Source organism: Muricoccus harenae (assembly GCF_009848505.1).
Taxonomy (GTDB): domain Bacteria; phylum Pseudomonadota; class Alphaproteobacteria; order Acetobacterales; family Acetobacteraceae; genus Roseomonas; species Roseomonas harenae.
Genome location: NZ_WWDL01000015.1, coordinates 56,081 through 80,884 on the forward strand (window position 1 = coordinate 56,081; position 24,804 = coordinate 80,884).

24 protein-coding genes are annotated in these 24,804 nt (G+C 68.3%); 5 read left to right on the plus strand and 19 right to left on the minus strand.

What is annotated here, in order from left to right:
• The first annotated feature begins 95 nt into the window (after window positions 1-95).
• Together GSE44_RS12515 and GSE44_RS12520 are read left to right on the plus strand one after the other, a co-directional pair.
• Window positions 96-1,910 (plus strand): AI-2E family transporter, encoded by a 1,815-nt coding sequence (locus GSE44_RS12515; RefSeq protein ID WP_159349164.1) that lies wholly within the window; start codon window positions 96-98, stop codon window positions 1,908-1,910.
• Window positions 1,911-1,982: 72 nt separating this feature from the next.
• Window positions 1,983-3,578 carry an ABC transporter substrate-binding protein gene (locus GSE44_RS12520; RefSeq protein ID WP_159349165.1) on the plus strand — a complete coding sequence of 532 codons (1,596 nt, stop codon included), beginning with the start codon at window positions 1,983-1,985 and terminating at the stop codon, window positions 3,576-3,578.
• A 132-nt stretch (window positions 3,579-3,710) separates the two neighbouring features.
• On the opposite strand, the gene GSE44_RS12525 is transcribed toward GSE44_RS12520, so the two are convergent.
• The 17 genes from GSE44_RS12525 to GSE44_RS12605 all read right to left on the minus strand — a co-directional run bounded on the left by GSE44_RS12525 (window position 3,711) and on the right by GSE44_RS12605 (window position 19,135).
• On the minus strand, window positions 3,711-5,117 hold the full coding sequence (locus GSE44_RS12525; protein WP_235924762.1) for an amidase: 1,407 nt from the start codon (window positions 5,115-5,117) through the stop codon (window positions 3,711-3,713).
• 131 nt (window positions 5,118-5,248) lie between these two features.
• Window positions 5,249-5,704, minus strand: a complete 456-nt coding sequence (locus GSE44_RS12530; RefSeq protein WP_159349166.1) for a DUF3597 domain-containing protein — start codon at window positions 5,702-5,704, stop codon at window positions 5,249-5,251.
• Window positions 5,705-5,765: 61 nt separating this feature from the next.
• Window positions 5,766-6,320, minus strand: coding sequence for an Lrp/AsnC family transcriptional regulator (locus tag GSE44_RS12535; RefSeq protein ID WP_328799074.1), 555 nt, complete (start codon window positions 6,318-6,320; stop codon window positions 5,766-5,768).
• Window positions 6,304-6,801: a cupin domain-containing protein gene (locus tag GSE44_RS12540; protein ID WP_159349167.1), complete on the minus strand. Its 498-nt coding sequence runs from the start codon at window positions 6,799-6,801 to the stop codon at window positions 6,304-6,306. The genes GSE44_RS12535 and GSE44_RS12540 overlap by 17 nt, the downstream gene beginning before the upstream one ends.
• A 63-nt stretch (window positions 6,802-6,864) precedes the next feature.
• Window positions 6,865-7,815: an ABC transporter substrate-binding protein gene (locus GSE44_RS12545; protein WP_159349168.1), complete on the minus strand. Its 951-nt coding sequence runs from the start codon at window positions 7,813-7,815 to the stop codon at window positions 6,865-6,867.
• Complete coding sequence (locus tag GSE44_RS12550) at window positions 7,812-8,939, minus strand: LLM class flavin-dependent oxidoreductase (protein ID WP_159349169.1); 1,128 nt, start codon at window positions 8,937-8,939, stop codon at window positions 7,812-7,814. The genes GSE44_RS12545 and GSE44_RS12550 overlap by 4 nt, the downstream gene beginning before the upstream one ends.
• A gap of 15 nt (window positions 8,940-8,954) precedes the next feature.
• On the minus strand, window positions 8,955-10,094 hold the full coding sequence (locus GSE44_RS12555) for an acyl-CoA dehydrogenase family protein (protein ID WP_159349170.1): 1,140 nt from the start codon (window positions 10,092-10,094) through the stop codon (window positions 8,955-8,957).
• Window positions 10,094-10,351 carry a hypothetical protein gene (locus tag GSE44_RS12560; protein ID WP_159349171.1) on the minus strand — a complete coding sequence of 86 codons (258 nt, stop codon included), beginning with the start codon at window positions 10,349-10,351 and terminating at the stop codon, window positions 10,094-10,096. The genes GSE44_RS12555 and GSE44_RS12560 overlap by 1 nt, the downstream gene beginning before the upstream one ends.
• On the minus strand, window positions 10,351-11,082 hold the full coding sequence (locus GSE44_RS12565) for an ABC transporter ATP-binding protein (protein WP_159349172.1): 732 nt from the start codon (window positions 11,080-11,082) through the stop codon (window positions 10,351-10,353). Before GSE44_RS12565 ends, GSE44_RS12560 begins: the two co-directional genes overlap by 1 nt.
• A gap of 5 nt (window positions 11,083-11,087) precedes the next feature.
• Entirely contained in the window at window positions 11,088-11,930 is an 843-nt protein-coding gene (locus GSE44_RS12570) for an ABC transporter permease (protein WP_159349173.1), read from the minus strand.
• Between the two features lie 176 nt (window positions 11,931-12,106).
• Window positions 12,107-12,589 (minus strand): glutathione S-transferase N-terminal domain-containing protein, encoded by a 483-nt coding sequence (locus GSE44_RS12575; protein WP_159349174.1) that lies wholly within the window; start codon window positions 12,587-12,589, stop codon window positions 12,107-12,109.
• A gap of 26 nt (window positions 12,590-12,615) precedes the next feature.
• Window positions 12,616-13,599, minus strand: a complete 984-nt coding sequence (locus tag GSE44_RS12580; RefSeq protein ID WP_159349175.1) for a Bug family tripartite tricarboxylate transporter substrate binding protein — start codon at window positions 13,597-13,599, stop codon at window positions 12,616-12,618.
• Window positions 13,600-13,649: 50 nt separating this feature from the next.
• Window positions 13,650-14,933: a fumarylacetoacetase gene (fahA, locus tag GSE44_RS12585; protein ID WP_159349176.1), complete on the minus strand. Its 1,284-nt coding sequence runs from the start codon at window positions 14,931-14,933 to the stop codon at window positions 13,650-13,652.
• Window positions 14,934-14,936: 3 nt separating this feature from the next.
• Window positions 14,937-16,274, minus strand: a complete 1,338-nt coding sequence (gene hmgA, locus GSE44_RS12590; protein ID WP_159349177.1) for a homogentisate 1,2-dioxygenase — start codon at window positions 16,272-16,274, stop codon at window positions 14,937-14,939.
• A gap of 28 nt (window positions 16,275-16,302) precedes the next feature.
• Complete coding sequence (locus tag GSE44_RS12595) at window positions 16,303-17,283, minus strand: MBL fold metallo-hydrolase (RefSeq protein WP_159349178.1); 981 nt, start codon at window positions 17,281-17,283, stop codon at window positions 16,303-16,305.
• Between the two features lie 20 nt (window positions 17,284-17,303).
• On the minus strand, window positions 17,304-17,531 hold the full coding sequence (locus tag GSE44_RS12600) for a DUF2783 domain-containing protein (RefSeq protein WP_159349179.1): 228 nt from the start codon (window positions 17,529-17,531) through the stop codon (window positions 17,304-17,306).
• Window positions 17,531-19,135 (minus strand): FAD-dependent oxidoreductase, encoded by a 1,605-nt coding sequence (locus GSE44_RS12605; protein ID WP_159349180.1) that lies wholly within the window; start codon window positions 19,133-19,135, stop codon window positions 17,531-17,533. The genes GSE44_RS12600 and GSE44_RS12605 overlap by 1 nt, the downstream gene beginning before the upstream one ends.
• An 88-nt stretch (window positions 19,136-19,223) precedes the next feature.
• Between GSE44_RS12605 and GSE44_RS12610 the strand changes: the two genes are divergently transcribed.
• Window positions 19,224-19,724: a MarR family winged helix-turn-helix transcriptional regulator gene (locus GSE44_RS12610; RefSeq protein ID WP_235924763.1), complete on the plus strand. Its 501-nt coding sequence runs from the start codon at window positions 19,224-19,226 to the stop codon at window positions 19,722-19,724.
• A 6-nt stretch (window positions 19,725-19,730) separates the two neighbouring features.
• Here the strand turns inward: GSE44_RS12610 and GSE44_RS12615 are convergent, their stop codons facing one another.
• Window positions 19,731-20,447: a ribonuclease activity regulator RraA gene (locus GSE44_RS12615; protein WP_159349182.1), complete on the minus strand. Its 717-nt coding sequence runs from the start codon at window positions 20,445-20,447 to the stop codon at window positions 19,731-19,733.
• An 11-nt stretch (window positions 20,448-20,458) separates the two neighbouring features.
• Complete coding sequence (gene araD, locus GSE44_RS12620) at window positions 20,459-22,249, minus strand: L-arabinonate dehydratase (RefSeq protein WP_159349183.1); 1,791 nt, start codon at window positions 22,247-22,249, stop codon at window positions 20,459-20,461.
• A 195-nt stretch (window positions 22,250-22,444) separates the two neighbouring features.
• On the opposite strand from araD, the gene GSE44_RS12625 reads away from it, so the two are divergent.
• Complete coding sequence (locus GSE44_RS12625) at window positions 22,445-23,731, plus strand: NCS2 family permease (protein ID WP_159349184.1); 1,287 nt, start codon at window positions 22,445-22,447, stop codon at window positions 23,729-23,731.
• Window positions 23,732-23,829: 98 nt separating this feature from the next.
• Window positions 23,830-24,789: a Bug family tripartite tricarboxylate transporter substrate binding protein gene (locus tag GSE44_RS12630; RefSeq protein ID WP_159349185.1), complete on the plus strand. Its 960-nt coding sequence runs from the start codon at window positions 23,830-23,832 to the stop codon at window positions 24,787-24,789.
• Window positions 24,790-24,804 lie beyond the last annotated feature (15 nt).

Genomic DNA, 24,804 nt, shown 5'->3' on the forward strand with positions numbered 1-24,804 from the left:
TGACGTTCCCGCGCGCAACGCGGGAAGTGGCTGGCGGGATGCAGGGCGGCGTGCGACCTCCCCGCGCCTCCCGTTCCTGGAACGAATCACGCCGCATGGCCGTCCCCGATCGCCGCATTCCGCCAGTCGTCACCCCCGGCAGCCCCGTGGCGGGGGCGGCGATGCTGGTCTCGGCCGCGGTCATCGTGGCCGCACTCTATTTTGGGCGGGACGTGTTGGTGCCCCTGGTGCTGGCCGTGCTGCTCGCCTTCGTGCTCGCCCCGGCGGCGCGGGTTCTCCAGCGACTCCGGCTGGGCAAGGGCCTGGCGGTGCTGGTGACGGTGCTCGCCGCCTTCGCGCTCATCGGGGCAGTGGGCGCAGCCCTGGGCTCCCAGGCGGCGGACCTTGCGGCCGACCTGCCGCGCTATGCCGCGACGCTCCGGGCAAAACTGGGTGCGCTCCGTGGCCTCGGCGACCTGCTTCGCCAGTCGGACGGGCTGTTGGGTAGCCTCGGGATCGAGGGCGCGCCGCCGGCGCCCGCCGGCGCCACGGCGCCGGTCGTGGTCGCGACCCAGCCACGCTCGGATGCGGCGCTGCTGGACGTGGCGGGCCGGATCCTCGGCCCTGTCCTGCAGCCGCTGGCCATGGCGGGGCTGGTGATCATCTTCACCATCCTCGTGCTGCTCTACCGCGAGGATCTTCGCGACCGCGCCATCCGCCTGGCCGGCGCGCGCGACCTGCACCGGACCATGACGGCGATGAACGACGCCGCCGCGCGGCTCTCACGGCTGTTCCTGGCGCAGCTGGGGCTGAACGCTGGTTATGCGGTGCTGATCGCGGGCCTGCTCTGGGCGGTGGGCCTGCCCAGCCCCCTGCTTTGGGGCATCCTGGCGGGAATGATGCGCTTCGTGCCCTTCATCGGTACGCCCATCGCCGTCGCGCCGCCGCTGGTGCTGGCCATGGGCGTCGATCCGGGCTGGGGGCTGGCCGCCACGGTGCTCGCCGTCTTCCTGCTGGGCGGCGTGATCATGGGACAGGTGCTGGAGCCGCTGCTCTTCGGCCGCCGCACCGGCCTCTCGCCTCTCTCGGTCGTGCTCTCGGCCAGCTTCTGGGCCTTTCTCTGGGGCCCGATCGGACTGCTGATCGCCACGCCGCTCACCGTCGGCCTGGTGGTGCTCGGCCGCCACGTGCCGCGCTTCGAGTTCTTCGACGTGCTGCTGGGCGACAGGCCACCACTCCAGCCCGAGGAAAGCTTCTACCAGCGTGCCCTGGAAGGGGATGCCGACGGGCTGGTGGAACAGGCGCGCGACATCCTGGCCGAGCCTGATGCCTCCCTCGCCGCCTATGGCGACAGCGTGGCGCTGCAGGGCCTGGTCCTGGCCCAGACCGACTGGTCCCGCGAGGCGCTGGAACCGGAGCGGCTGGAGGTGATCCGTACCCAGGTGGGCACGCTGCTGGACGACCTTTCAGATTTCGGAACGTCGGTCGAGGCCACTCTCCCCCCGGCTTGGCAGGCGGAGGGAGCGGTGGTCTGCATCCCTGGCCGCGGCCCGCTGGATGACCTGACGGCGCGTCTGGCGGCGCTGGTGCTGCACCGGGCCGGCCTGGGCGCACGGGCGGAAACGAGCGCGGCGCTGGAAACCGCCAATCTCGGCCGGCTGGACCCTGGCCTGGTGCGGCTCTGCTGCCTTTCGGTACTGGAGGAAGGCAACAGCATCGCCGGGCTGCGATACTTCCTGCGCCGCATTGCCCGGCAGCTGCCGGAGGCGAAAGTGATCGTGGGTCTGTGGGATGCGCCGCCCGACAGTGCGATGCTCACCGCGCTGCGCGAGGAAGGGCCCGCCGATGCCATCGTCACCTCGCTCGGCGAGGCCGCCGCCCTCTGCGAGGCGCTGGCCGCACGCACCGGCTCGACGGAAATGCGGCGCTGATGGCGCTACCACTCTTCGCTTCCCGCCTAGGCCGCCTTCGCATAGCCTCCTTCGCCTCCGAAGGGGATGAATATGCAAATCGTGGTTGGTGGTTCGGATCTCCCGCGCAGGCTGTGCCTCGCTGCTCTTCCATTGGCGCTGCTCGCCATGGAGCCGGCCTCGGCACAGACCCTGACGATCGGCGTCGGGACTCCCGCCACCTCGATGGACCCGCATTTCCATAACAACGGGCCAAACAACTCCCTGACGATGCATATCTTCAATCAGCTGGTGGAACGCGACGGCCGCGCGCAGCCTCGCCCATCCCTTGCCGAGAGTTGGCGCTCCCTCTCGGACACGGAATGGGAGATCAAGCTGCGCCCAGGCGTGAAGTGGCATGACGGGCGCGACTTCACCGCCGAAGATGTGGTCTTCACCTTCGGTCGCGTTCCCCATGTCGCGAACAGCCCCGGCGGTTTCTCCACCTTCCTTCGCCAGATCGCGCGCGTGGAGGTGCTGGATCCGCTGACGATCCGCATTCACACGAAGCAGCCTCACCCGCTGCTGCCGATCGACCTCGCCTCAGTTTCGATCATCGCGCGTCACGTCAATGGCACTGCCACCGAAGATTACAACAGCGGCAAGGCCGCGATCGGCACCGGCCCCTATCGCCTGGTTTCCTATACCTCCGGCGACCGCGCCGTGATGGCGCGAAACGAGGGGTATTGGGCGGGAGCCGAACCCTGGGCGACGGTAAACTATCGCTTCCTGCCGAATGACGGCTCCCGCACCGCCGCCCTACTGTCTGGCGATGTCGACATCATCGACCAGATACCGAGCAGCGACATCGAGAAGTTCAAGCGTGATTCGCGCCTCTCGGTCGCCACGATCCCGAGCCTGCGCACCATGTTCATTGCCCCGGTCCATTCAGCGGAGGGCGGCAGCCCGCAGGTGACGGACAACGACGGAAAGGCGCTTCCCAACAACCCCTTCCTCGATATCCGCGTGCGCCGTGCACTTTCCATGGCCATCAACCGTGAGGCACTGGCCGAGCGCGTAATGGAAGGCATGGCCGTACCCACGGGCCAGTGGCTCCCCGCCGGCGCCTTCGGGCATAATCCCGCGATCCGGCCTGACCGCTTCGATCCCGATGCCGCGAAGCGCCTTTTGGCCGAGGCAGGATTTCCCAACGGCTTCCGCGTGACGATCACCACTCCCAACGACCGCTGGCCCAATGACTCGCGCCTGACCCAGGCCGTCGCGCAGATGTGGACCCGCATCGGCGTGCGTTCCACGGTGAATGCCGCGCCTTACGCGGCCTTCGTGTCGATGCGGATGCGCTACGAGGCGCCGGTCCAGCTCGCGGCCTGGGGTAGTTCCACCGGCGAGGCGACCAACTATCTCATCAGCATCGCGGGCACTCCGAACCGCCAGCGACTCACCGGTTCCAACAACATGTGGCGCTATTCGAACCCGGATCTTGACGCGCTCACCGCCCGGGCCTCCGCCACCATGGACGACGCGGACCGCGAGAGACTGCTGCACGAGGCGGTCGCCCTTTATGCGGAGCAGGTCCCCTATATTCAGATCCTGCAGCTCACCAATGCCTGGGCCAGCCGCAAGGGCATCAGCTATGATCCGCGCATGGATGAGCGGACGATCGCCATGGGTGTTCGCGCCGAGCGATAAGGCCGCTCACCGGCGAGCGTGATTGCCGGGAAGCGTAAATCCGCCCTGAAAACAAACGGGTCACGCAATTATTCTGCGGCCCGCCTCCCGCCAGAAATGCGGAAGGCGGTGCCGAGCGTCACCTGGAAAGCATCATACCGAAACCGGCGGGATCGTTTCCAACATCCAGCGCGCCATTCCGGCGGCCCGGGCATCCATATGCGGATGGCCGATCACCTGCACGCCCATCGGCAGGCCGCGCACCGCAGCCATCGGCACTGTAACGCATGGCACGCCCAGCGCCGACGTGGCCGCGTTCGACACGACGTCGCCTGTCGGGCGCGGCGCCGGCGGCTGGCCGGGCTTGTCTCCCTCCCAGACCGGCGCGGGTCCGGGCGATGACGGGGAGATCAGCCCGTCCGCCAGCGGCGCCAGATCCGCCAGCGCGCGGCGCATCGCCTCACGCTGAAGTAGGCAGGCGCGATAATCCTCGAGCGTCATCGCCATTCCGGCGGCATGGCGGATCTTGAAGCGCTCGCTGACGCCATCGGGGTTGGCTTCGATGAGGTTCTGCTGGCTCCACCGCGTTTCGAATGAGCCGATGGCATTGGTCACCGCCTTGGCATTGGCGATGCTGCGCTCGAAGGCCTCAATGGCCGGGGCATCCGCGCGGGTCAGCAACTCCACTCCTGCGGTACGAAGCCCTTCAAGGACCTCTTCGAATGCGCGGCGGGATTCCTCGTCCATGAGCGCCCAACCCTCGCCCTCCATGACGATGAGCCGCGCGGGCCGCTGCGCGGCCGGCGGCGCGTCGGGACCGAAGAGCGCGGGTGAACCCGGGTCGCCACCGGCGCGCAGCGCGATCGCCTTGGCCACCAGCCACATGTCCTGGATGGAACCGGCATGCACACCGGCCGTGCTCTGGGAAAGCCCCTGCCGCTCGCCGCGGTTGATCGCGCCCTGGGTCGGCTTCAGCGCCACGTTGCCGCAATAGCTGGCCGGCCGGATGATCGAGCCGCCCACCTGGGTCCCGATCGCCGCCGGCACCATCCGCGCGCCCACGGCGGCGGCCGAGCCGGAGGACGAACCGCCTGGCGTGTGGCGGGCATCGAAGGGGTTGGTGGTGGGGCCGGGATGGGCCTGCCCCAGCTCCGTCGTGACGGTCTTGCCGAGGATGATGGCGCCGGCATCCCGCATGGCGCGGATCATGGCGCTGTCGCGCTTCGGGAAATTCCCGCGATAGGCCTCGCAGCCCATCTGGGTCGGCATGTCGCGCGTTTCGATCAGATCCTTGGCGCCGATCGGCATTCCATCGATCGGCGAAAGCGGTTTGCCGGCCTTCCAGCGTGCTGTGCTGGCATCGGCCGCTTCGCGCGCCCCAGCCTCATTGATCACGACGAAAGCGCGGACCACCGGCTCCCGCGCCGCAATCGTCTCCAGGCACCGTTCAAGATAGGCGCGCGGCGTGTCGGACCCGTCCCTGAAGGCCGCGGTGGCGTCATGGAAGGTCAGTTGCCGGAAGTCGTCTGGCCGATAGCTGGCCTGCATGATGCTGTCCACGCCGCTTCTCCCCATGTCCGACCGACATTCAGGAGCGGCTTGGTCCATGTGTCCAGCCTGCACGTGAGCGCTACCGTTACGTTATTGCCCCGCAGTCGGGCCCGGCCTGGTCGGGCCGGACCCTGCCGGCGTCAGCCCTTGAGACTGTCGGGCACCTTGCCGCCGTTTTCGGCGAGCTTCTGCATGACCTGCTTGTGCAGCCAGATATTCATCGCCGCGGAATCCTCGGTGCTACCGGTATATCCCAACTCCCCAGCCAGCTCCTTACGGGCGCCGAGGCTGCTGTCGAGGTCCAGCAGCTTCATCAGGTCCACTATGGACTGCTGCCAGTTGAGTTTCTGCGGGTTTTTCAAGGCTATCTCGGTCAGCACCGCCCCGACATCTACCGGCTGAGCTGGGGAGGGGGTGCCGGCGGCCGAGGTCGCATCGCGCGTGGCGGGCGCCACTTCCGGCGGGGCGCTGCCACTGGCGGATGCAGCGGCTGGCGCGGCCGCGGCGCCCGTGGTGGATGCCACCTCCGGCGGGGCACTGGCGGCCGCTGCCGGATGGCTGAAGATCTTAGACATGATGGAACGGAAAATGCTCATGGGCCCTCCTAAGGCCTTACTTGGCCCAGGGGAGAACGGCGCCGGCGCGCCCCGGTTGACCCTACCCCTCCCCGTCCCGCCCGGACCGGTCCCGGAAGTTGCCGCGGTGCAGCGGATAGGCGGTGGTGTGCTTCAGCTGTTCCATGGCGAAGCGCGAGGTAACATTGCGCATCGGCACAGCCTCAATGAGGCGCTTGTAGAAGGAGTCGAACTCCGACATGCCGGTCACCGCCACGCGCAGCATGTAGTCCACCTCGCCCGCCATGCGATGCGCCTCCATCACCTCGGGCATGGAGGCGATGGCGGTGGAGAAATGACGCAACCACTCAGGCGTATGGTCGCCGGCCTCGATCGCCACATAGACGACCATACCGACGCCGATCTTATCCGGATCCACCAGGGCGACCCGGCGGGTGATGACGCCATTCGCCTCCAGCTTCTGCACGCGCTTCCAGCACGGCGTGGGCGACAGCCCCACCTTGTCAGCCAGTTGCGCGACGGAGAGCGTCGCGTCCTCCTGCAGCAGGCCAATGATCTTGCGGTCGATTTCGTCCATCAGGCTGATCCGGCCGGCGGGGGCTCCGCCGGCCAGCTCGTTGTCAGCGATGGCTCGCATCACCCTTGGCGCTGCTGACGTTCACCCATTCCGGCGTCTCGACGATGTCGAGGTCGGGCAGGTTGATCACCACCTCCTCGACGCCGCTGCGGACCAGCGCGCAGTGCAGCACCTCGGTCTTGGAGGCGTTGATCTCCTGGTGCGGCACGTAGGGCGGCACAAGGAAGAAGTCGCCCGCCTTCGCCTCGGTGATGAATTCCAGCCGGTCGCCCCAGCGCATATGGGCCGTGCCGCTGATGACGTAGATCACGCTCTCCAGATGGCCGTGGTGATGCGGGCCGGTCTGGGAACTCGGCTCGATCCGATTCGTGCCGGCCCAGAGCGCAACGGAACCGGTGCGGCTGCCGCTGATCGCGACCTCGCGGTTCATGCCCAGCGTCTCGGGCGTGTCGCAGCTCTTATCCGTGGCGCGGATATGCTTGATGCCCTTGTTGCGCCAGTCCACGGTCTGGTTCGGCTTGGCGATGGTTCCGTCGGGCATGGTCATTCCTTCCTAGTCAATGGTCGTCCCCGGGGGGGAAGGTTGCGGCGGCACCCTGCGGCGTCAAGCGCCGCGGTTGCCGGCCTGAATGGCCTCGTTGAAGGAGGAGTCGAGCAGGTCACGGGCCTCGATGCGTCGGCGGACCAGCCGGGCGCGCGTATAGAGGTCGATGTTCTTCTGCTCGTCCACCGCCACGGCATCGTCGATCTGCACCACACGCGTCCCCGCGCGCTCAAACCAATGCTGCGCCACCGGGGCAGGAACGTTCATCAGTTCCGACCACGTCTTCGCATAGCCCGCGACATTGGCATTCGCCCAGGACCGCGCCGCGGCGAGGCGACGGACGAACTCCGCCAGATCGTCCCGCCGCGCTGCGATGGCGTCGGTCCGCGCGGCCTGGAAGCCGAGCCCGGGCGTGATGCCCTCCCCCGACACCACACGACGGGCGCCGGACAGCACCTCCTCCTGCGAGACATAGGGCTCCCAGGTGGCCCAGGCATCGACGGCGCCGCTGGCATAGGCGGCCTTGGCATCGGCCGGCAGCAGGAAGACGAACTGCACGGCATCCAGCGGCAGCTTGGCGGCTTCCAGCGCCGCCAGCACCACCTGATGCCCGATGGAACCGCGCCCCGTTGCAATCCGCTTGCCCTTCAACTCGGCGAAAGACTGCACGGGGCTGTCCTTCGGCACGATGATGGCGAGGCCACCCCGGTTCTCCCGCGTGGCCGCGATCGCCTTGATCGGCACGCCGGCGGCGGCGCCGAAGGTGAAGGGCGCGTCGCCCACCAGCCCTGTGTCGATGGCGTCGGCGTTCAAAGCCTCCACCAGCGGGGCGGCGGCGGGGAACTCGCTCCAGGCGATGCGGTTGCCGAAGCCGGCGAGCTGGCCGGAGACCTCCATCACCGCCCTCGCATTGCCGCGCTGGTCGCCCACGCGCAGCGGCGCCTGGGCGCGAAGGATGCGGGGAGCGGCGAGCACCGCCGCACCCGCGAGGAGAAGACGGCGCCCGATCATTCTGCGGCCACCTGCACACGCTGCGCGAGGCGCTCGGCCACCAACCGCCGCGTGATCGGCAGAAGGGAGCGGCCATATTCCACCGCATCCTCCAGCGGGTCGAAGCCCCGTATGAGGAAGGTGGTCACGCCGAGGTCATAGTAGTCGAGGAAGGCCCGAGCCACCTGCTCGGGGGTGCCGACCAGTGCCGTGGTGTTGCCGCGAGCGCCCGTCTCACGCGCGATGGCGGTGTAGAGCCGCCCCTCCGGCCGGTCACCCAGCGCGGCCGCGGCGAGGAGGCGCTGAGAGCCCGCATTCTGCGGCGCGCCATTCGCAGGCCCGAGCGCCGCCTTGCCCCGCACGGCTCGGACACGGTCGAGAATGGCCTCGGCCCGTCCCCAGGCCGCATCCTCCGTATCCGCCAGGATCGGGCGGAAGGAGAGGGAAAAGCGAATCTGCTCCTGCCTTCCATGCTTCGCCGCCTCGGCGCGCACGCGGCTGATGATCTCGCGCACCTGACCGTGGGTCTCGCCCCAGAGCGCATAGACATCGGCATGCTTGCCCGCCACGCGCAGCGCGGCCTCCGAGGCGCCGCCGAAATACACAGGGATGCGCGGCGACTGCACGCTGCGCACTGCCGGCGAGGCACCCTTGATGCGGTAATAGGCGCCCTCATGGTCCATTGGCGCATCCCCGGTCCAGACCGACTTCAGGATGGAGACATACTCGTCGGTGCGCGCATACCGCTCGTCTTTGGAGAGCCAGTCGCCGTCCCGCGCCTGGTCGGCATCGTCGCCGCCCGAGATCACATGGATGGCGGCGCGGCCACCGGTCAGCTGGTCGAGCGTGTTGTAGGCACGCGCCGCGTTGGTCGGCGCGATGAAGCCCGGGCGATGCGCGACGAGGAATCCCACGTTCCGCGTATGCGCGCCGGCATGGGCTGCAAGCTGGAGCCCATCGGGCCCGTCCGAGTACCAGCCGATGAGGATGCGGTCGAAGCCGCCCTCATCATGCGCCTGGGCGGAGGCGACGAGATAGCCGGGGTCGATGGCCGGCCCGCGCGGCGGATGGATTTCCGACTGCTGGCGCGGCTGGACCATGCCGATGAATTCGACACCGTCCCTGGGCAGGGTGTTGAGGCTCATGGCGTTCCTCTTTCGTCAGGCGGGGATGAGCGCGGCACGACCGGCCGCGAGAAGCGCTGCGTCGGGCTGCGGCGTGTGAATGCGGGCGCAGAACACGTCGCGCATATGCCGCTCAAGCGGGTTGGATCGGGCGAGAGCATGGTTGCCGCACAGGGCAACGGCCTCCTGCACGGCGGCGATGGCATTGTCGGCGGCGATCGTCTTCACCAGGCCAAGCTGCGTGGCCGTGGTGCCTTCTTCGCGGGCAGCGCCGGCGACCAGACGCTCATTGGTCAGGATCAGCGCCTCGATCCGCCCGACGGCCTCTTGCATGCGCGGCAGGGTGGCGAGGGGCTTGCCAAGATTGGCAGGCACACGAGCCCGCAGGAAGCCGATCAGCCAGTCCCGCGCCGCCCGCGCCACCCCGGTGTAGAGGGCCGCGATCAACAGGGTGTTCCAGGCGACGGCATCCAGGTCCCGGTCGGTCCAGGCATCTGGCGCGCGAAGTTCCAGCGCATGGTCCTCTGGCAAGGCAACGCCGTTGAACAGCACGTCGTGGCTGCCTGAGGCGCGGAGCCCGGCCTGGTCCCAGGTCTCCACGATCTGCACGCCTGGCGCCTTCATCGGAAGCAGGAAAAGGCCGGTGCGCGGCACCGCCTCATCCGTTCGCGCCCAGACCAGCCCCCAGCTGAGCGCCGGCGATCCCGTCGAGTAGATCTTCCGCCCACTAAGCGACCAGCCGCCCGGCACGCGGCGCGCAATGCTGGCGGGCAGCCCGCCCCGCGCCGGCGTGCCCAACTCCGGCTCCACCCGCAGCGCGTTGATGACCTCGCCATCCTGCACCGCGCCGCGGCCGAGCCTCGCCCGGATGGCCGGCGACACCGCGGGGTTCCGCGCGATCCCCCGCTGCTGGATAAACTGCATGGCCAGGATCAGCGCGGTGGCCGGGCAGCCTTCGGCGATCGCCCCGACCACCTGGACCGCCCGCTCCAGACCAATCCCCGCGCCGCCGAGCTCCGGCGGAACGGTCAGCCCCAACAAGCCCGCATCCCGCAATGCGGTGATGTTCTCATGCGGGAAGCTGCCCTCGCGGTCATGCACCGCGGCGCTCTCGGCGAAGCGCCGCGCGAGGTCGCGGAACAGATCCGTGCGGCTCGCAAGGATGGTGCCGTCCATTACGCGCGCCCCAGCCGTGCGAAGTTGCGGTCCCACGGGGGCGCCACATTCACGCGCCGCGGAATGACGCCGATCCGCGCGAATTCGTCCGCCACGGCTTGGTGGGACGCGACGGCCGCATCATCCACCGGCGCCAGGCGGCGTGGCTGCGAGACATTGTCCAGCACCGCGCGCAAGGTAACGGGCGCCTGGGCCCACGCCAGGGAAGGCATGGCAAGCGCGCCGAGGATGGCCGCGCGGCGTGCGGCGCGGAACATCACGCGGCTTCCCGGATGACCTCGGCCTCGACGCCGAGTTCGGAGAGCAGACGGCGGCGCAGCGCCGCGAAGCGCGCATCGCCATGGCCACGGGGGCGCGGAATATCGACCTTGATATCCGCCGCGATCCGGCCCGCGTCGAGCACCAGAACGCGGTCCGCCAGCAGCACCGCCTCGTCCACGTCATGCGTGACGATCAGCGTCGTCGGCCCATGGGCGCGCCACAGGTCCAGCACCAGCGCATGCATGCGGATGCGGGTCAGCGCGTCCAGCGCCGCGAAGGGCTCGTCTAGCAACAGGAGGCGCGGCTCGCGCACCAGCGCGCGGGCCAGTGCCACACGCTGCGCCTCGCCACCCGAAAGCGTCGCGGGCCAAGCCTCGTGGTGCTTCGCCAGCCCCACCTCGCCGAGCGCCCGTTCGGCCCGCCCCTTCACGCCCGATCCGGGCAGGCCCAGCGCGACGTTGTTCCACACGCGCTTCCAGGGCAGCAGGCGCGGCTCCTGGAACACCACGGCGACGGCATCCGGCAGGCGAAGTTCCGCATCGGCCGGCGCGGCGTCCAACCCCGCCAGCGTGCGCAGCAGGGTAGTCTTGCCCGAGCCGGAGCGGCCCAGAAGAGCGACGAAGGAGCCCGGCTCCAGCTCCAGGTCGAGCCCGTGCAGCACGGTGTTGCTGCCGAAGCGGCGGGTCAGCCCGCGCACCGAGACGGTGCGGTCATTGGTCTGCGTCATGGCACTCAGCCCTTGATCAGATTGGGGCGCCAGGCCAAAGCCCGCCGCTCGAAGGCCCGCACCAGCGCATCGGCACCGAGGCCGAGCAGCGCGTAGACGAGAAGGCCGACCACGATCACGTCGGTGCGCAGGAAGTCGCGCGCATCGTTGATCAGGAAGCCGATGCCGGCGGTGGCGTTGATTTGCTCCGCGATCACCAGGCTCAGCCAGGCGCTGCCGAAGGCGTAGCGCAGCCCCACCAGGCCGGAAGGCAGCGCGCCGGGCAGGATGACGTGGCGGACCAGCCCCCGGCGGTCGAGCCCGAAGACCCGGCCCGCCTCCGCCAGCTTGGGATCGACGCCACGGATGCCGGAGAAGAGGGTCAGATAGACGGGGAAGGCGCTGCCCAGCGAGACGAGCGCGATCTTCGGCGTCTCGCCGATGCCGAACCACAGGATGAACAGGGGAACCAGCGCGAGGAAGGGCAGCGTGCGCAGCATCTGCATCGGCGCATCGACGATGTCCTCGCCGCGCCTGGACAGCCCCGCGACCAGCGCCAGCGCCACACCCGTTGAGACGCCGATCGCCAACCCCGAAGCCACGCGGGCCAGCGAGACGAGGAGGTGATGCGGCAGCTCACCCGAGAGCAGCAGCTCCCAGGTGGTGGCGATAATGGTGGTGGGCGCCGCCAGCGTCCGCGGCGCGATCAGCCCTGCCATGGAAGCCGCCTGCCAAAGCAGCACGATCACCAGCGGCGAGAGGAAGCGGCGGTAGCGTGAAAGATCGGGCCGCGGGAAGGAGAAGGGGACGCGGAGCGGCGCGGAAGGCGCGACGGCTCCACGCCCGCCGATGGCGTGCGTGTCGGACATGGGAACTCCGGCGAGGCAGGGCGCCGCGTGGCGCGGCGGGGAGGGTCGGCGCGGCGGCTTAACCGCGACAACAGCCCCGGCGATGGCCGAACGGGGCGGCGCGAGAGGGCGTGTCGTTCATGCCTGTAAGGCTAAGAAGCCGGACCCCCACCGGAAAGAGCGCTGTTTCCCAAAGATCAGGCCCGACGTGGTAGCCCCATGCTGCGGCGGGGCCGCCAGGAGGAATGCCATTCCCCTCCCCGGCCCGGCAGCCCTATTCGGCATCCGCCGGCCTCTCCGGCGCCGCGGCGAGGAAGGCCGGATGACCGGCGCAGGCGGGCAAACACCTTCGGATTTTGCACCGGGCGGATGTCGCGGGCGATGGCCTGGGCGAAGGCGCGGATACGCGCCCGCTGGAGTGCGGTGCCGGGCAGCAGCGGCGGTTCCGGATGCGTCTTGTCCAGCCATTCGCAAATGGCCATGGATTGGGTGAGCACCACCCTGCCATCCGTCTCCAGCGCCGGCGCCAGCCCCTGTGGGCTCAGGCGCAGCCAGTCCGGCGCCCGCTGCCCGACGCGGCGCAGGTGGTGCAATCGGTGCTCCACCGGCAGGCCCTTGAGGTGGAGCGCGATGTGTACCCGCCAGGCCGCCGACGACCGGAAGTACCCGTGCAGGCGCATTGCGCCCGTCCTGCCATACCCCCGGTTCAGTCCAGGGTGATGTTGAGGTCGCGGATCAGCGGTAGCCAGGTGCTCCGCTCGCGCTCCAACAACGTCTCGAACTCGGCGGGCCCGCCGGTGAGCGGCTCCAGGCCGATCTGCTGCATGCGCGCCCGAACCGCGGTGTCGCGGATGGAGGCGTCCAGTTCCTTCGTCAGATGCGACACCACCGGATCAGGCGTCGCCTTTGGCACCACCATGCCCTGCCAAGCATAGGCCTCGAAGCCCCGAAGGCCCATCGAGTCCCGTACCGTGGGTACGGCGGGCAGGTCCTCCAGCGGGCGGGCCGACAGGACCGCGAGCGCCTTCACCCGTCCGCTCCGCAGGTGCTCGGCGCCTGAAGGATAGTCGAGCACCATCATCGGGATGGTGCCGGCCAGCAGGTCGTTCAGCGCCGGCGCCGCGCCACGATAGGGCACGTGGTTGAAGCGCGCCCCGGCCTCGCGCGCCATTCGCTCCATCGCAAGGTGGTGCGGCGAGCCGATGCCGGGCGTCGCGCAGTCGATCGTGCCGGGCGCGGCCTTCGCCTTCGCGATCAGCGCCTGCGCGCTCTCCGCCGGCGCCTTCTCCCCGACTGCGAGGAACAGCGGAAAGCGCGCCATCAGCCCCACGGGCCGAAAGTCCTTCGCCGGGTCATAGGGAAGGCGGCGGAACAGGGCGGTGTTGAAGACCAACGTACCATTATCGGCGGTGAAGACGGTGTAGCCATCAGGCGCCGATTTGGCCGCCGCCTCGGCGCCGATATTCGTCGCGGCGCCCGGCCGGTTCTCGACCACCACCGGTTGGCCGATCCGCTGCGACAGGTTGGCGCCGATCAGGCGTGCCAGGGTATCCGTGCCACCACCCGCCGCATAGGCGACGATCCAGCGCAGCGTGCGCTCCGGATAGGCGGCAAGGGCCGGCATGGCTGGGAGTGTCCCCGCCAAACCAGCACCCAGCAGGGCACGACGACCCAGGATGATGTCCCTCATGGTTCTTCCTTCCCGACGCCGGCTCTTTCGGCTGGCCTTTCTCCGACGCTTCAGTTGGCCGGCAGAATGACTGCCCGGCAATCCCCGAATCCGATGCCCGCGAAGCCGTCACGCGCCGCGCGCGCGCGAAGAATGATCTCGTCCCCATCTTCCAGGAAGCGCCGCGTCTCGCCCGAGGGAAGTTGGACCGGCTCCTTCCCGCCTCTGGTGGCTTCCAGCAGGCTGCCGAAGCCGCCGGTACCGGGTGCGGAAATCGTGCCCGAGCCGAGCAGGTCGCCTGGGTTCAGGTCGCATCCGTTGGAGCTGTGATGCGCCACCATCTGAGCGACCGTCCAGTACATGTGCCGCGCGTTGGACAGGGCGAGCCGGTGTGGCGGCATGCCCTTCTCCCGCATCGCGGATGTCAGGATGAGCACCTCCAGCGCGAGATCAAAGGCGCCGCGCGCTTGGTCGGCCGCATCCAGCAGATAGGGGAGTGGCGCCGGGTCACCCTCGGGGCGTGCGGGCTGCGCGATGCGGTACGGCTCCAGCGCCTCCGGCGTCACCACCCAGGGCGAAACGGTGGAACCGAAGTTCTTCGCCAGAAACGGGCCGAGCGGCTGGTACTCCCAGGCCTGTATGTCGCGCGCGGACCAGTCGTTGAGCAGCCCATATCCCGCAATATGCGCCTCCGCCCTGTCGATGGGGATGGGATCGCCGAGCGCATTGCCCGGCCCGATCCAGACGCCCATCTCCAGCTCGAAATCCAGCCGCTCGCAGGGCCCGAAATGCGGGGGGTTGGAATCCGGCGCCTTGAGCTGGCCCTTGGGCCGCCGGACCGGCGTGCCCGAGACGCGCACGGAGGAGGCGCGGCCGTGATACCCGATCGGCACATGCTTGTAGTTCGGCAGCAGCGGATTGTCCGGCCGGAATACCTTGCCGACATTGGTTGCGTCATGGATGCCGACATAGAAGTCCGTGTAGTCGCCGATCCGGGCGGGCAGCAACAGCGTGCAGGCCTCCATCGGATGCAGATGCTGCTCGAGTGCCACCCTGCGTCCGCTGCCCTCCGCAAGCAGGCTCGAAAGGCGGTGGCGCAGCAGCTTCCGAGGCCCCTCGCCCAGGGCGAAAAGCGCGTTCAGCGAGGCATTTGCTGACGCCTCCCGCACATCCTCGGCCACTGGCGCCATGGTGAGATCGAGGATCCGGTCCCCGATCGCCACGCCGACTCGTGCTGGCCCCATATCCAGCGGGATGAAGACGCCGAGCGGCAGGTTCTGGATCGGGAAGTCCGGATGCCCGTTGGCGGACTCCACCCAGCTGCGCAGCGCCGGGTCGTGGGTCGCGTCGGTCATCATCTACCGCTGGTTCGGGTTGAAATGCTTGCGCAGGGCGCGACCATAGGTGGCGTAGTCCTTCTGGAACTGCGGCGCCTCGGCGGCATAGCGTGTCACGCGCTGGGGCAGGCGCGTCTCGAACATGAAGGCCAGCGTTCCCTCCAGCTTGTGCGGCTTCAGCTCCGCATTGCTGGCCCCTTCGAAGGCCGCCATGTCCGGGCCATGCGGCAGCATGCAGTTGTGCAGCGAGAAGCCGCCCGGCACGAAGCCGCCGCCCGGTTTGGCATCATACACGCCCTCGATCAGCCCCATGAACTCGCTCATCACGTTCATATGGTACCAGGGCGGGCGGAAGGTGTTCTCGGCCACCAGCCAGCGATCGGGAAAGATCACGAAATCGATATTGGCCGTGCCCGGTGTCTCGCTTGGCGAAGTCAGCACAGTGAAGATCGACGGATCCGCATGGTCGAACAGAATGGGCCCGACCGGCGAGAAGCGCCTCAAATCGTACTTATACGGTGCGTAGTTGCCGTGCCAGGCCACCACATCGAGCGGAGAATGCGCGATCTCCGTTCGCCACAACTGCCCGCCCCACTTCACCATGAGCAAGGAGGGCGCGTCACGATCCTCATAGGCCGCCACCGGCGTGAGGAAGTCGCGCTGGTTGGCCAGGCAATTCGCCCCGATCGGCCCGCGTTCAGGCAGGGTGAAGGCGCCGCCGTAATTCTCGCATAGATAGCCGCGTGCAGGCCCACCTTGCAGCTCCACCCGGATCTTCACGCCGCGCGGGATCACCGCGATCTCACCCGGCGCCACGTCGATCACGCCGAACTCGGTCGCGAAGCGAAGGGCGCCATGCTGGGGCACCACCATCATCTCGCCATCGGCATTGTAGAAATACTCATCCTTCATGGAGCGCGTGGCGAGATAGACATGCGCGCCCATGCCGGACTGGCTGCCGGCATCGCCCGCGGTGGTGATGGTGCGGATACCCTCCAGGAAAGAGAGCTTCTCCTCCGGTAGCGGGATCGGGTCCCAGCGCAGAGGGGCCAGCGGGAGATCCACCTCCGCGCAGGGCGCAGTGCGCCAAAGCCCAGCGCCGACCTTCTCGAACTCTCCCCAATGCGCCACGGTCGGGCGGATGCGGTAGAGCCAGGACCGTTCATTCGTCGCACGCGGCGCGGTGAAGGGTGAGCCGGAAAGCTGCTCCGCATAAAGCCCATAGGCGCAGCGCTGCGGCGAGTTCCGGCCGATCGGCAGTGCTCCCGGCAGGGCCTCGGTCTCGAAGCCGTTGCCGAAACCAGGCATGTAGCCCGTGTCATTGGCCGTCAGCGATTGCGGGCGAAACGGGGCATTCATCGGAGGAACCTCCTCTGCCAGCGTGATCTCAGCTGCCGATCTCGGCGGATTTCATCTCTGTACCGCGCTCCAGCGCCTTCCACATTTCGACATCGCGCTCGGCGGTCCAGGTGCGGGGATGATCCAGTCCCTTTGCCTCGTCATAGGCGCGCGACACGTCGAAGGGCATGCAATGCTCGAAGATCACCCAATGCCCGTATTTCGGCCGCATCGCCGACATCGCCGCATCATAGACCTGCTTGAGCGAATGGCCCGCGGCGACGCCATTCTTCGCAATGCTGAATAAATCCGAGGTGAAGTCCGCCGTGCCCTTCAACCCCTCCTCGATCTGGTCCGACGTCACCAGCGACGCGCCGCGCCCCGGGACCACCGCAACCGGCTTCAGCGCCCGAATCGCGTCAAGCGTGCCCGCCCAATCCGCGAAATGCGCGTCGCCGCAATAGGGGGTGGCGCCGTACTCCACGCAATCGCCCGAGAAGAGCACGCGCTCCTTCGGCAGCCAAACCACCGTATCCCCCGCCGTGTGGGAACGGCCGATATGAATGATCTGAACCTCGCGCTTGCCCATCCACAAGGTCATCTTCTTCTGGAAGGTGACATTCGGCCAGGTGAGGCCTGGGATGCTTTCCTTGCCGCGGAACAGGCGCGGGAAGCGGCCGATCTCGCTGTCCATGTCCTGCTGCCCGCGCTCGACGATCAGGTCCCGCGTGACATCCGAGGCGATGATCTGCGCGCCCTCGTAGCCGGAGGCGCCCAGCACCCGCACCGCGTGGTAATGCGACAGCACGATGTGCTTCACCGGCTTGTCGGTCACGGTGCGGATGCGCGCGATCACGTCCTGCGCCATGCGCGGCGTCGCCTGGGCATCCACCACCAGCACGCTGTCATCGCCGATGACCACGCCCGAATTCGGATCGCCCTCCGCGGTGTAGCCGTAAAGGCCCGGCCCGAGCTCGTCGAAGGAGATGGTCTTCTCGGCGAGGTCATTGATACTGGCGAAGCCAGACATTCTCGTTCCTTCCTTCGGTTTCAAGCGCTGGCCGCGATGGCCGCGTCGCGGCCGGCTGGCTCGATCCCCTGCCGTGCCCGTACCATCGCCTGGCGCAGCACCCCAAGGTCGCCGATGTGGTTGCAGAGTAGCAGGATCAGCCGCGCATCCACCACGCGGCTTTGCTCGGGCGTGAGGTCCTGGTGGATCGACAGCAGGGCCTCGTAGAAATCATCGGGTGCCGCGATATTGGGTTCGGTGTTCAACATCACGCCCGCCCCGTCGCGCGGCCAAGCGCCCTGCTCACCGCATCGGGATCGAAGCGGCGCCACCGGGCGCAGACATGCTGGTCCGGCCGGATGAGATAGGTGGTGCCCGGCCGTGCATCGTATCGGCGGGCCGCCATCCCCTCCGCATCCTCCCCAGGCGCCACCGTCACCAGGCGCACCGGTGGCACGGTCTCGGGCATGGCGGGGGCGGCCTTCCTGAAATGCAGCAGGCTGAACTCGCCGCCAAGGCGGCGCAGAAGCCAGTCCGGCCTGCCATCGACAACCAGCGGCGCATCCGGTGCCGGCGCGCCCGGCACCAGCGGGCCGGCGAAGGTCTCGGCATCCGGCGTGTTCAGTGGTGAGTCGTGGTAGGTGCAGGGCAGCGACAGCCGCCCGCTGTTCACCAGCCGCCGGGCGAAGGCGCAATCCCGTGCCAGGTCCAGCGTCGCGTCGCGGAAGGCGCGGCTCGCGGCGTTCTTCGGCGTGATGAAATCCGTCGAGCGCGTCGAGTTCAGGATGTTCTCATCCGCCGCTGCCACACGCTCCGCATCATAGCTGTCGAGCAGGGTATCCGGCGCTTCGCCGCGCAGCACGAGCGCGAGCTTCCAGGCGATGTTCTCCGCATCCTGCACACCGCTATTCGCGCCGCGCGCACCAAAGGGCGAGACGCCATGCGCCGCATCCCCCGCGAAGATCACCCGCCCGTGCCGGAACCGCTCCATCCTCAGGCAGGAAAAGGTGTAGACACTTACCCATTCCAGCTCGAATTCGGCATCCGCCCCCAACAGCGCCCGCAGGCGGGGAATCACCCGCTCCGGGGTCCGCTCGGCCACGGGATCCGCATCCCAGCCCAGCTGGAAATCAATGCGCCACACCCCGTCCGGCTGCCTATGCAGCAGCACGGACTCGTTGGGATGGAAGGGCGGGTCGAACCAGAACCAGCGCTCCGCCGGGAAATCCGCCTTCATCCGCACATCGGCGATCAGGAAGCGGTCGCGGAAGCTGCGGCCCCTGCTCTCGAGCCCCAGCGCCTTGCGGATCGGGGAGCGCGCCCCATCCGCCGCCACCACGTAATCAGCCTGGATGTGGTACTCGCCCTCCGGCGTCTCCACCGTCAGTTCAACCCCATCTTCCGAGGGCGACACGCCGGAAACCTTGTTGCCCCAGCGGATCTCGATCCCTGGCAGGGCCCGCGCCCGGTCCAGCAGGAAGCCCTCGACATAGTATTGCTGCAGGTTGACGAAGGCCGGCCGGCGATGTCCTCCCTCCGGTAGCAGATCGAAGCTGTAGACCGGCTCGTTACGGTGGAAGATACGGCCAAGATTCCAGGTGACGCCCTTCTCGACCATCGGATCACCGCAGCCCAGCCGGTCGAAGATCTCCAGCGTGCGCTTGGCGAAGCAGATGGCGCGGGAGCCGCTCGAAAGGCAGTGGTCGTCATCCAGCAGCAGCACGCGCTGGCCGGACTGGGCCAAGTCGATCGCCGTCGCCAGCCCCACCGGCCCGGCGCCCACCACCACGACCGGATGATGCGCCCGCTGCGACGCCGACTGGTCCGGCGAGCGGCGATACTCGAAGCGGAGGGATTGGTAATCGACGTGCAAGACCGAACCCTCCCGCTCCGCCGCTTGTCCGCCGCCGTCTGGCGATCGTCTCGACTGGAATGTTATGATTCAAGAAATATCATCTCATATGAGACGATGCAAGAGGTGCCCCATCCCCACGCCAAAGCCTGCTCCCCTCCGCCTCTCGGAATTCCTTCCCTATCGGATCTCAGTTGCGGCCGAGAGCGTCAGCCGCGCGTTCGCCGCACGCTACGAGGCCGAGTTCGGCCTCGCGATCCCCGAATGGCGCGTCATGGCCGTCCTGGGCGAAGGCGAGCCGCTTTCCACCCAGGCGGTGATCGCGCGGACGGCGATGGACCGGGTGAAGGTCAGCCGCGCTGTAATCCGGCTGGCGGACAAGCGCCTCATCGCCCGCACGCCGCATCCGGAGGACCAGCGCGCACAGCTTCTGCGTCTCGCGCCGCGCGGGCAGGTGCTCTACCGCCGTATCATCCCCCGCGCCCATGCGCTGCAAGCCGAGCTGGCGGATGCGCTGACGGAGGCGGATATCGCTGCGTTGGGCGACATCCTGGAGAAGCTCCACCGCCGCGCTTCTCGCCTGCTAGGCGAGGAGGACGGGCCTTCGTGAAGGGGCTTAGCGCCCCTTCTCCTTCCTCCAGGCTGCGAAGGCCTCCAGATTCGCCGGATCGGTTGCGGGATACAGACCAATGATGGGCTGGCCGCCCCGCACCCGCTCCGTCACGAAGTCCTCATAGGCGGTCATCTCCACCGCCTCCGCCGCGATCTCGTCCGCGATTCCCGCCGGGATCACGATCACGCCATCGCCATCGCCCACCATGACATCGCCCGGGAAGACCGGCGCATCGCCGCAGCCGATCGGCACGTTAAGGTCGATCGCATGGTTCAGCGTCAGGTTTGTCGGCGCGGAAGGGCGGTTGTGATAGGTCGGAATGTCGAGCGCCGCGATCTCCAGCGCGTCACGGAACCCGCCATCCGTCACCACGCCCGCGACGCCCCGCACCATCAGCCGCGTCACCAGGATGGACCCGGCCGAGGCCGCGCGCGCATCCTTGCGGCTGTCCATCACCAGCACCGCGCCCGGCGGGCAGCTTTCCACGCCCTTGCGCTGCGGGTGGTTGGGGTCCTTGAAGACCTCGATGCCGTTGAGGTCCTCCCGGGCCGGGATGTAGCGCAGCGTATAGGCCTCGCCGACCATACTCTCGGCACGCGGGCGCAGCGGCTTCACGTCCTGGATAAACTGGTTGCGGAGCCCGCGCTTGAACAGCGCGGTGGCGAGCGTCGCGGTGCTGACGGCCTTCAGCTTCTCACGCGTCTCGTTGGACAGGGCCATCGGTCGCTTCCTCAGTAGATCACGGGTTCGGGCACGGGCGCGCCGTATTCGGTGCGCAGGAAGTCGAAGTCGCAACCCTCGTTCGCCTGCTGGATATGCTTGGTGAACATCAGGCCATAGCCCCGCTCGAAACGCGGTTCCGGTGCCTTCCACTCCGCGCGCCGCCGCGCCAGCTCCTCATCGGAAACCTCCATGTTGATGCTGCGCGCATCCACGTCCACCGTCACGATATCCCCGTTCCGCAGCAGTGCCAGGGGTCCACCCACATAGGACTCTGGCGCCACATGCAGCACGCAGGCGCCGTAGGAGGTGCCGGACATGCGGGCATCCGACATGCGCATCATGTCGCGATGCCCTTCCTTCAGCAGCTTCTTCGGCATGGGCAGCATGCCCCATTCCGGCATGCCTGGCCCGCCCTGCGGCCCCGCGTTGCGCAGCACCATCACCGTGTCCGGCGTGAAGAGATAGCTTTCGTCATCCACTGCCTTCTTCATGGACGGATAGTCGTCGAACACCACCGCCGGGCCGGAATGCTTCAGGAAGCGCTGGTCCATCGCCGCCGGCTTGATGACGCAGCCGTCGGGCGCCAGGTTCCCCTTCAGCACCGCCAGCGACCCTTCGCCATAAATCGGGTTGCTGGTGCTGCGGATCACGTCGTCGTTGAACACCTTTGCGCCCTCGATGTTCTCCCCGAGCGTCTTTCCCGTGACCGTCACGCAGGACAGGTCGAGATGCTCGCGGATCTGCCCCATCAACGCGCGGATGCCGCCGGCGTAGAAGAAATCCTCCATCAGATAGGTATTGCCGGAGGGCCGCACATTCCCGATCACCGGCACGCGGCGCGAGTAGTGCTCGAAATCCTCCAGTCCGATATCCTGCCCCGCCCGCCGCGCCATGGCGATCAGGTGGATGATGGCATTCGTCGAGCAACCCATGGCCATGGCCACCGCGATGGCGTTGCCGAAGGCCGCCTTCGACTGGATGCGGCTGGGGGTAAGGTCCTCCCATACCATCTCCACGATCCGCCGCCCGCTCTCGGAAGCCAGCCGGATATGCCCCGCATCCGCCGCGGGAATGGAGGACCCGCCCGGCAGGACCATCCCCACCGCCTCCGCAATGGCCGTCATTGTGCTCGCCGTGCCCATGGTCATGCACGTGCCGTAGGAGCGCGCGATCCCGCCCTCCACCCCCAGCCAGTCCTGGTCGGTGATCTTCCCGGCGCGCAGCTCGTCCCAATATTTCCAGCTGTCGGAGCCCGAGCCCAGCACCTTGCCCTGCCAGTTCCCGCGCAGCATCGGCCCCGCCGGCAGGAAGATGCAGGGGATGTTCATGCTGGTGGCGCCCAGCAGCAGGCCCGGCGTCGTCTTGTCACAGCCGCCCATCAACACCGCGCCGTCCACGGGGTGGGAGCGCAGCAGCTCCTCCGTCTCCATGGCCAGCATGTTGCGGTACATCATGGTGGTCGGCTTGACGAAGCTTTCCGAGACTGAAATCGCCGGCAGCTCCACCGGGAAGCCGCCAGCCATCAGCACGCCGCGCTTCACGTCGTCCACGCGCTGCTTGAAGTGCACGTGGCAGGGGTTGAGGTCGGACCAGGTGTTGATGATCGCGATGACCGGCTTGCCCGTCCATTCCTCCGGGCTGTAGCCCATCTGCATGGCGCGGGACCGGTGACCGAAGCTGCGCAGGTCGGCCGGCCCGAACCAGCGGGCGGAGCGGAGCTGGGCCGGCGTCTTCCGGGCAGGCCCGGCCTGGCCGGGATCGGCTTCCAGGGATTCGGGGGGCAGATCCGGTCCGGCCATGCGTCATTTCCTCCAGGGCGTTGCCGCCTAGGGAAACACCCCGTCCCGTCCCGCGCAACGTCCCGCCCCCCGCCGGGAGCTCCGCCCCGGCCCGAAGGCCCGGCGGCGGGACGAAATCCCTTCCTCCAGCGTTATTGGGGATGCCCGGCTGGGACGTTTCTTGCGCCCCCGGATTCGCACAGGGGACCAGTCCGGATGGAACGCCTCTTCCGATTCACCGAACACGGCACCACCCCGCGTAGGGAAATGGTGGCGGGGCTCACGACCTTCCTGACGATGGCCTATATCATCGTCATCAACCCGCAGATCATGGCCGCGGCCGGCCTGGATGCGGGTGCGGCCTTCGTCGCCACCTGCCTCGCCGCCGCCATTGGCTGCGCGCTCATGGGTCTCCTCGCCAACTATCCCATCGCCCTCGCCCCGGGCATGGGGCTGAACGCCTACTTTGCCTTTGCGGTGGTGGGCGGCATGGGGGTCTCCTGGCAGGTCGGGCTCGGCGCGGTGTTCCTGTCTGGAGTTATCTTCTTGCTCGTCTCCCTGGCAGGCTTCCGGCAATGGCTTATCAACGGCATCCCGCTGTCGCTGAAGCTTGGCATGGCCGCGGGAATTGGGTTCTTCCTGGGGCTGATCGGGCTGAAGAATCTCGGTCTGGTGGTGGCCCACCCGGCCACCTACGTGGCCATGGGCAAGATCTCCGACACCCCGGTACTGCTCGGCTGCGCGGGCTTCGTGCTGATCGCCGGGCTTGGGGCGCGGCGGGTGCCGGGCGGCATCGTGCTCGGCATCCTGCTCACCGCCCTCGCCGGCGTCCCCTTCGGACTCACCCACTTCAACGGCTTCATCTCCACGCCGCCCTCCCTTGCCCCCACCTTCCTGCAGATGGACCTGGCGGGCGCCATCTCACTCGGCCTCGCCGGCATCGTCTTCACCTTCTTCATGGTGGACCTGCTGGATAATGCCGGCACGCTGATCGCCACCACCCACCGCGCCGGGCTGATGCGTCCGGACGGCTCCGTGCCGCGCCTCGGGCGGGCGCTGATGGCCGATAGCGGCGGCGCGATGATCGGCGCCATTCTCGGCACCTCCAACACCGTCAGCTATGTCGAAAGCGTCGCGGGTATCCAGGCCGGCGGCCGCACCGGGCTCACTTCGCTGACGGTCGGCGTGCTCTTTCTGTTGGCCCTGTTCCTCGCCCCGCTGGCCGCCGCCATCCCCGCCTTCGCCACTGCCCCGGCGCTGATCTACGTCGCCTGCCTGATGGCCCATTCGCTGAAAGCCCTGCCCTGGGAGGATTCCACCGAATACTTGCCGGCTATCCTGGGTGCGATGGCCATGCCTTTCACCTTCTCCATCGCCACCGGGATTGGCCTCGGCTTCATCGCCTATGTGGCGATCAAGACAGTGGCAGGGCGCGCACGCGATGTGCACGGCGCGGTGTGGCTGCTCGCGGCGCTTTCCGCAGTGAAGTTCTCCTTGGACTGAGCCGGCGCGGCGGTCGGATGGCACGCGGATTGCTGCGCGTCGCCGGGTGGATGGCCCTTGCGTCATCCGCCCGCCAGCCTTGGGTAAGGACCACCTGCTTGCCGCTGCTCTCCCGGCGCTCGCTCCTCGCCGCGCCCGCGTTGCTCGCCCCGATCTCCGCGCGGGCCCAGGCCTTTCCTGAACGACCCATGCGCATGATTGTCCCGTTCCCGCCCGGGGGTGCCGCGGACTTCCTCGGCCGTGTCGCCGCGGAACCGATGGGGCGCAGCCTCGGCCAGCCGATCGCCATCGAGAACCGCACGGGCGCCGGTGGCAACATCGGCACCGCCGTCGCCGCCCAGGGGGAGAAGGACGGGCACGCCATCCTCCTCAACGGCCTGCCGCTCGCGGTGAACCGCTTCCTCTTTCCCAGCCTGCCCTACGACCCGGACCAGGACTTCACTCCGGTCGCCATGCTCGCGGTGGTGCCGAACATCATGGTCGTGTCGAACGACCTTCCGGTGAAGACGGTGCAGGAGTTCATTGCCCTAGCCCGCAGCAAGGGGGCGAACTACGCCTCCATCGGCAACGGCACCTCGCTGCACCTGGCCGGCGCGCAATTCACCCTCGCCACCGGCCTGAACCTCACCCATGTCCCCTACCGGGAGACGGCGGCCGCGAACAGCGACGTTATGGGCGGACGCGTCGAGGTGATGTTCCAGACCATCTCCGCCGCCGCAGGCTTGGTGAAGGGTGGGCGGATGAAGGCCCTGGCCGTGACCAGCGCCGAGCGCGTCCCCGCCTTCCCCGAGGTGCCCACGCTGAAGGAGTCGGGCGTGGACCTCGTCTCCGTCGGCTGGTTCGGCCTCTTTGTCCCGCGCGCCGTGCCCGCGGAGCGCGTGGCGAAGCTGGAGGCCAGCGCCATCGCCGCCGTGAACGACCCCGCCGTCCATGCCCGCATCACCGAGACGGGAAGCCTGCCCCGCCCCTTGCCCGGCACCGAATTCGGCCGCTTCATCGCGGAGGAGGTGACCCGTATGGGCGCCACCATCCGCGCCGCCGGCATCCGCGCCGATTGACACACAGGACCATCG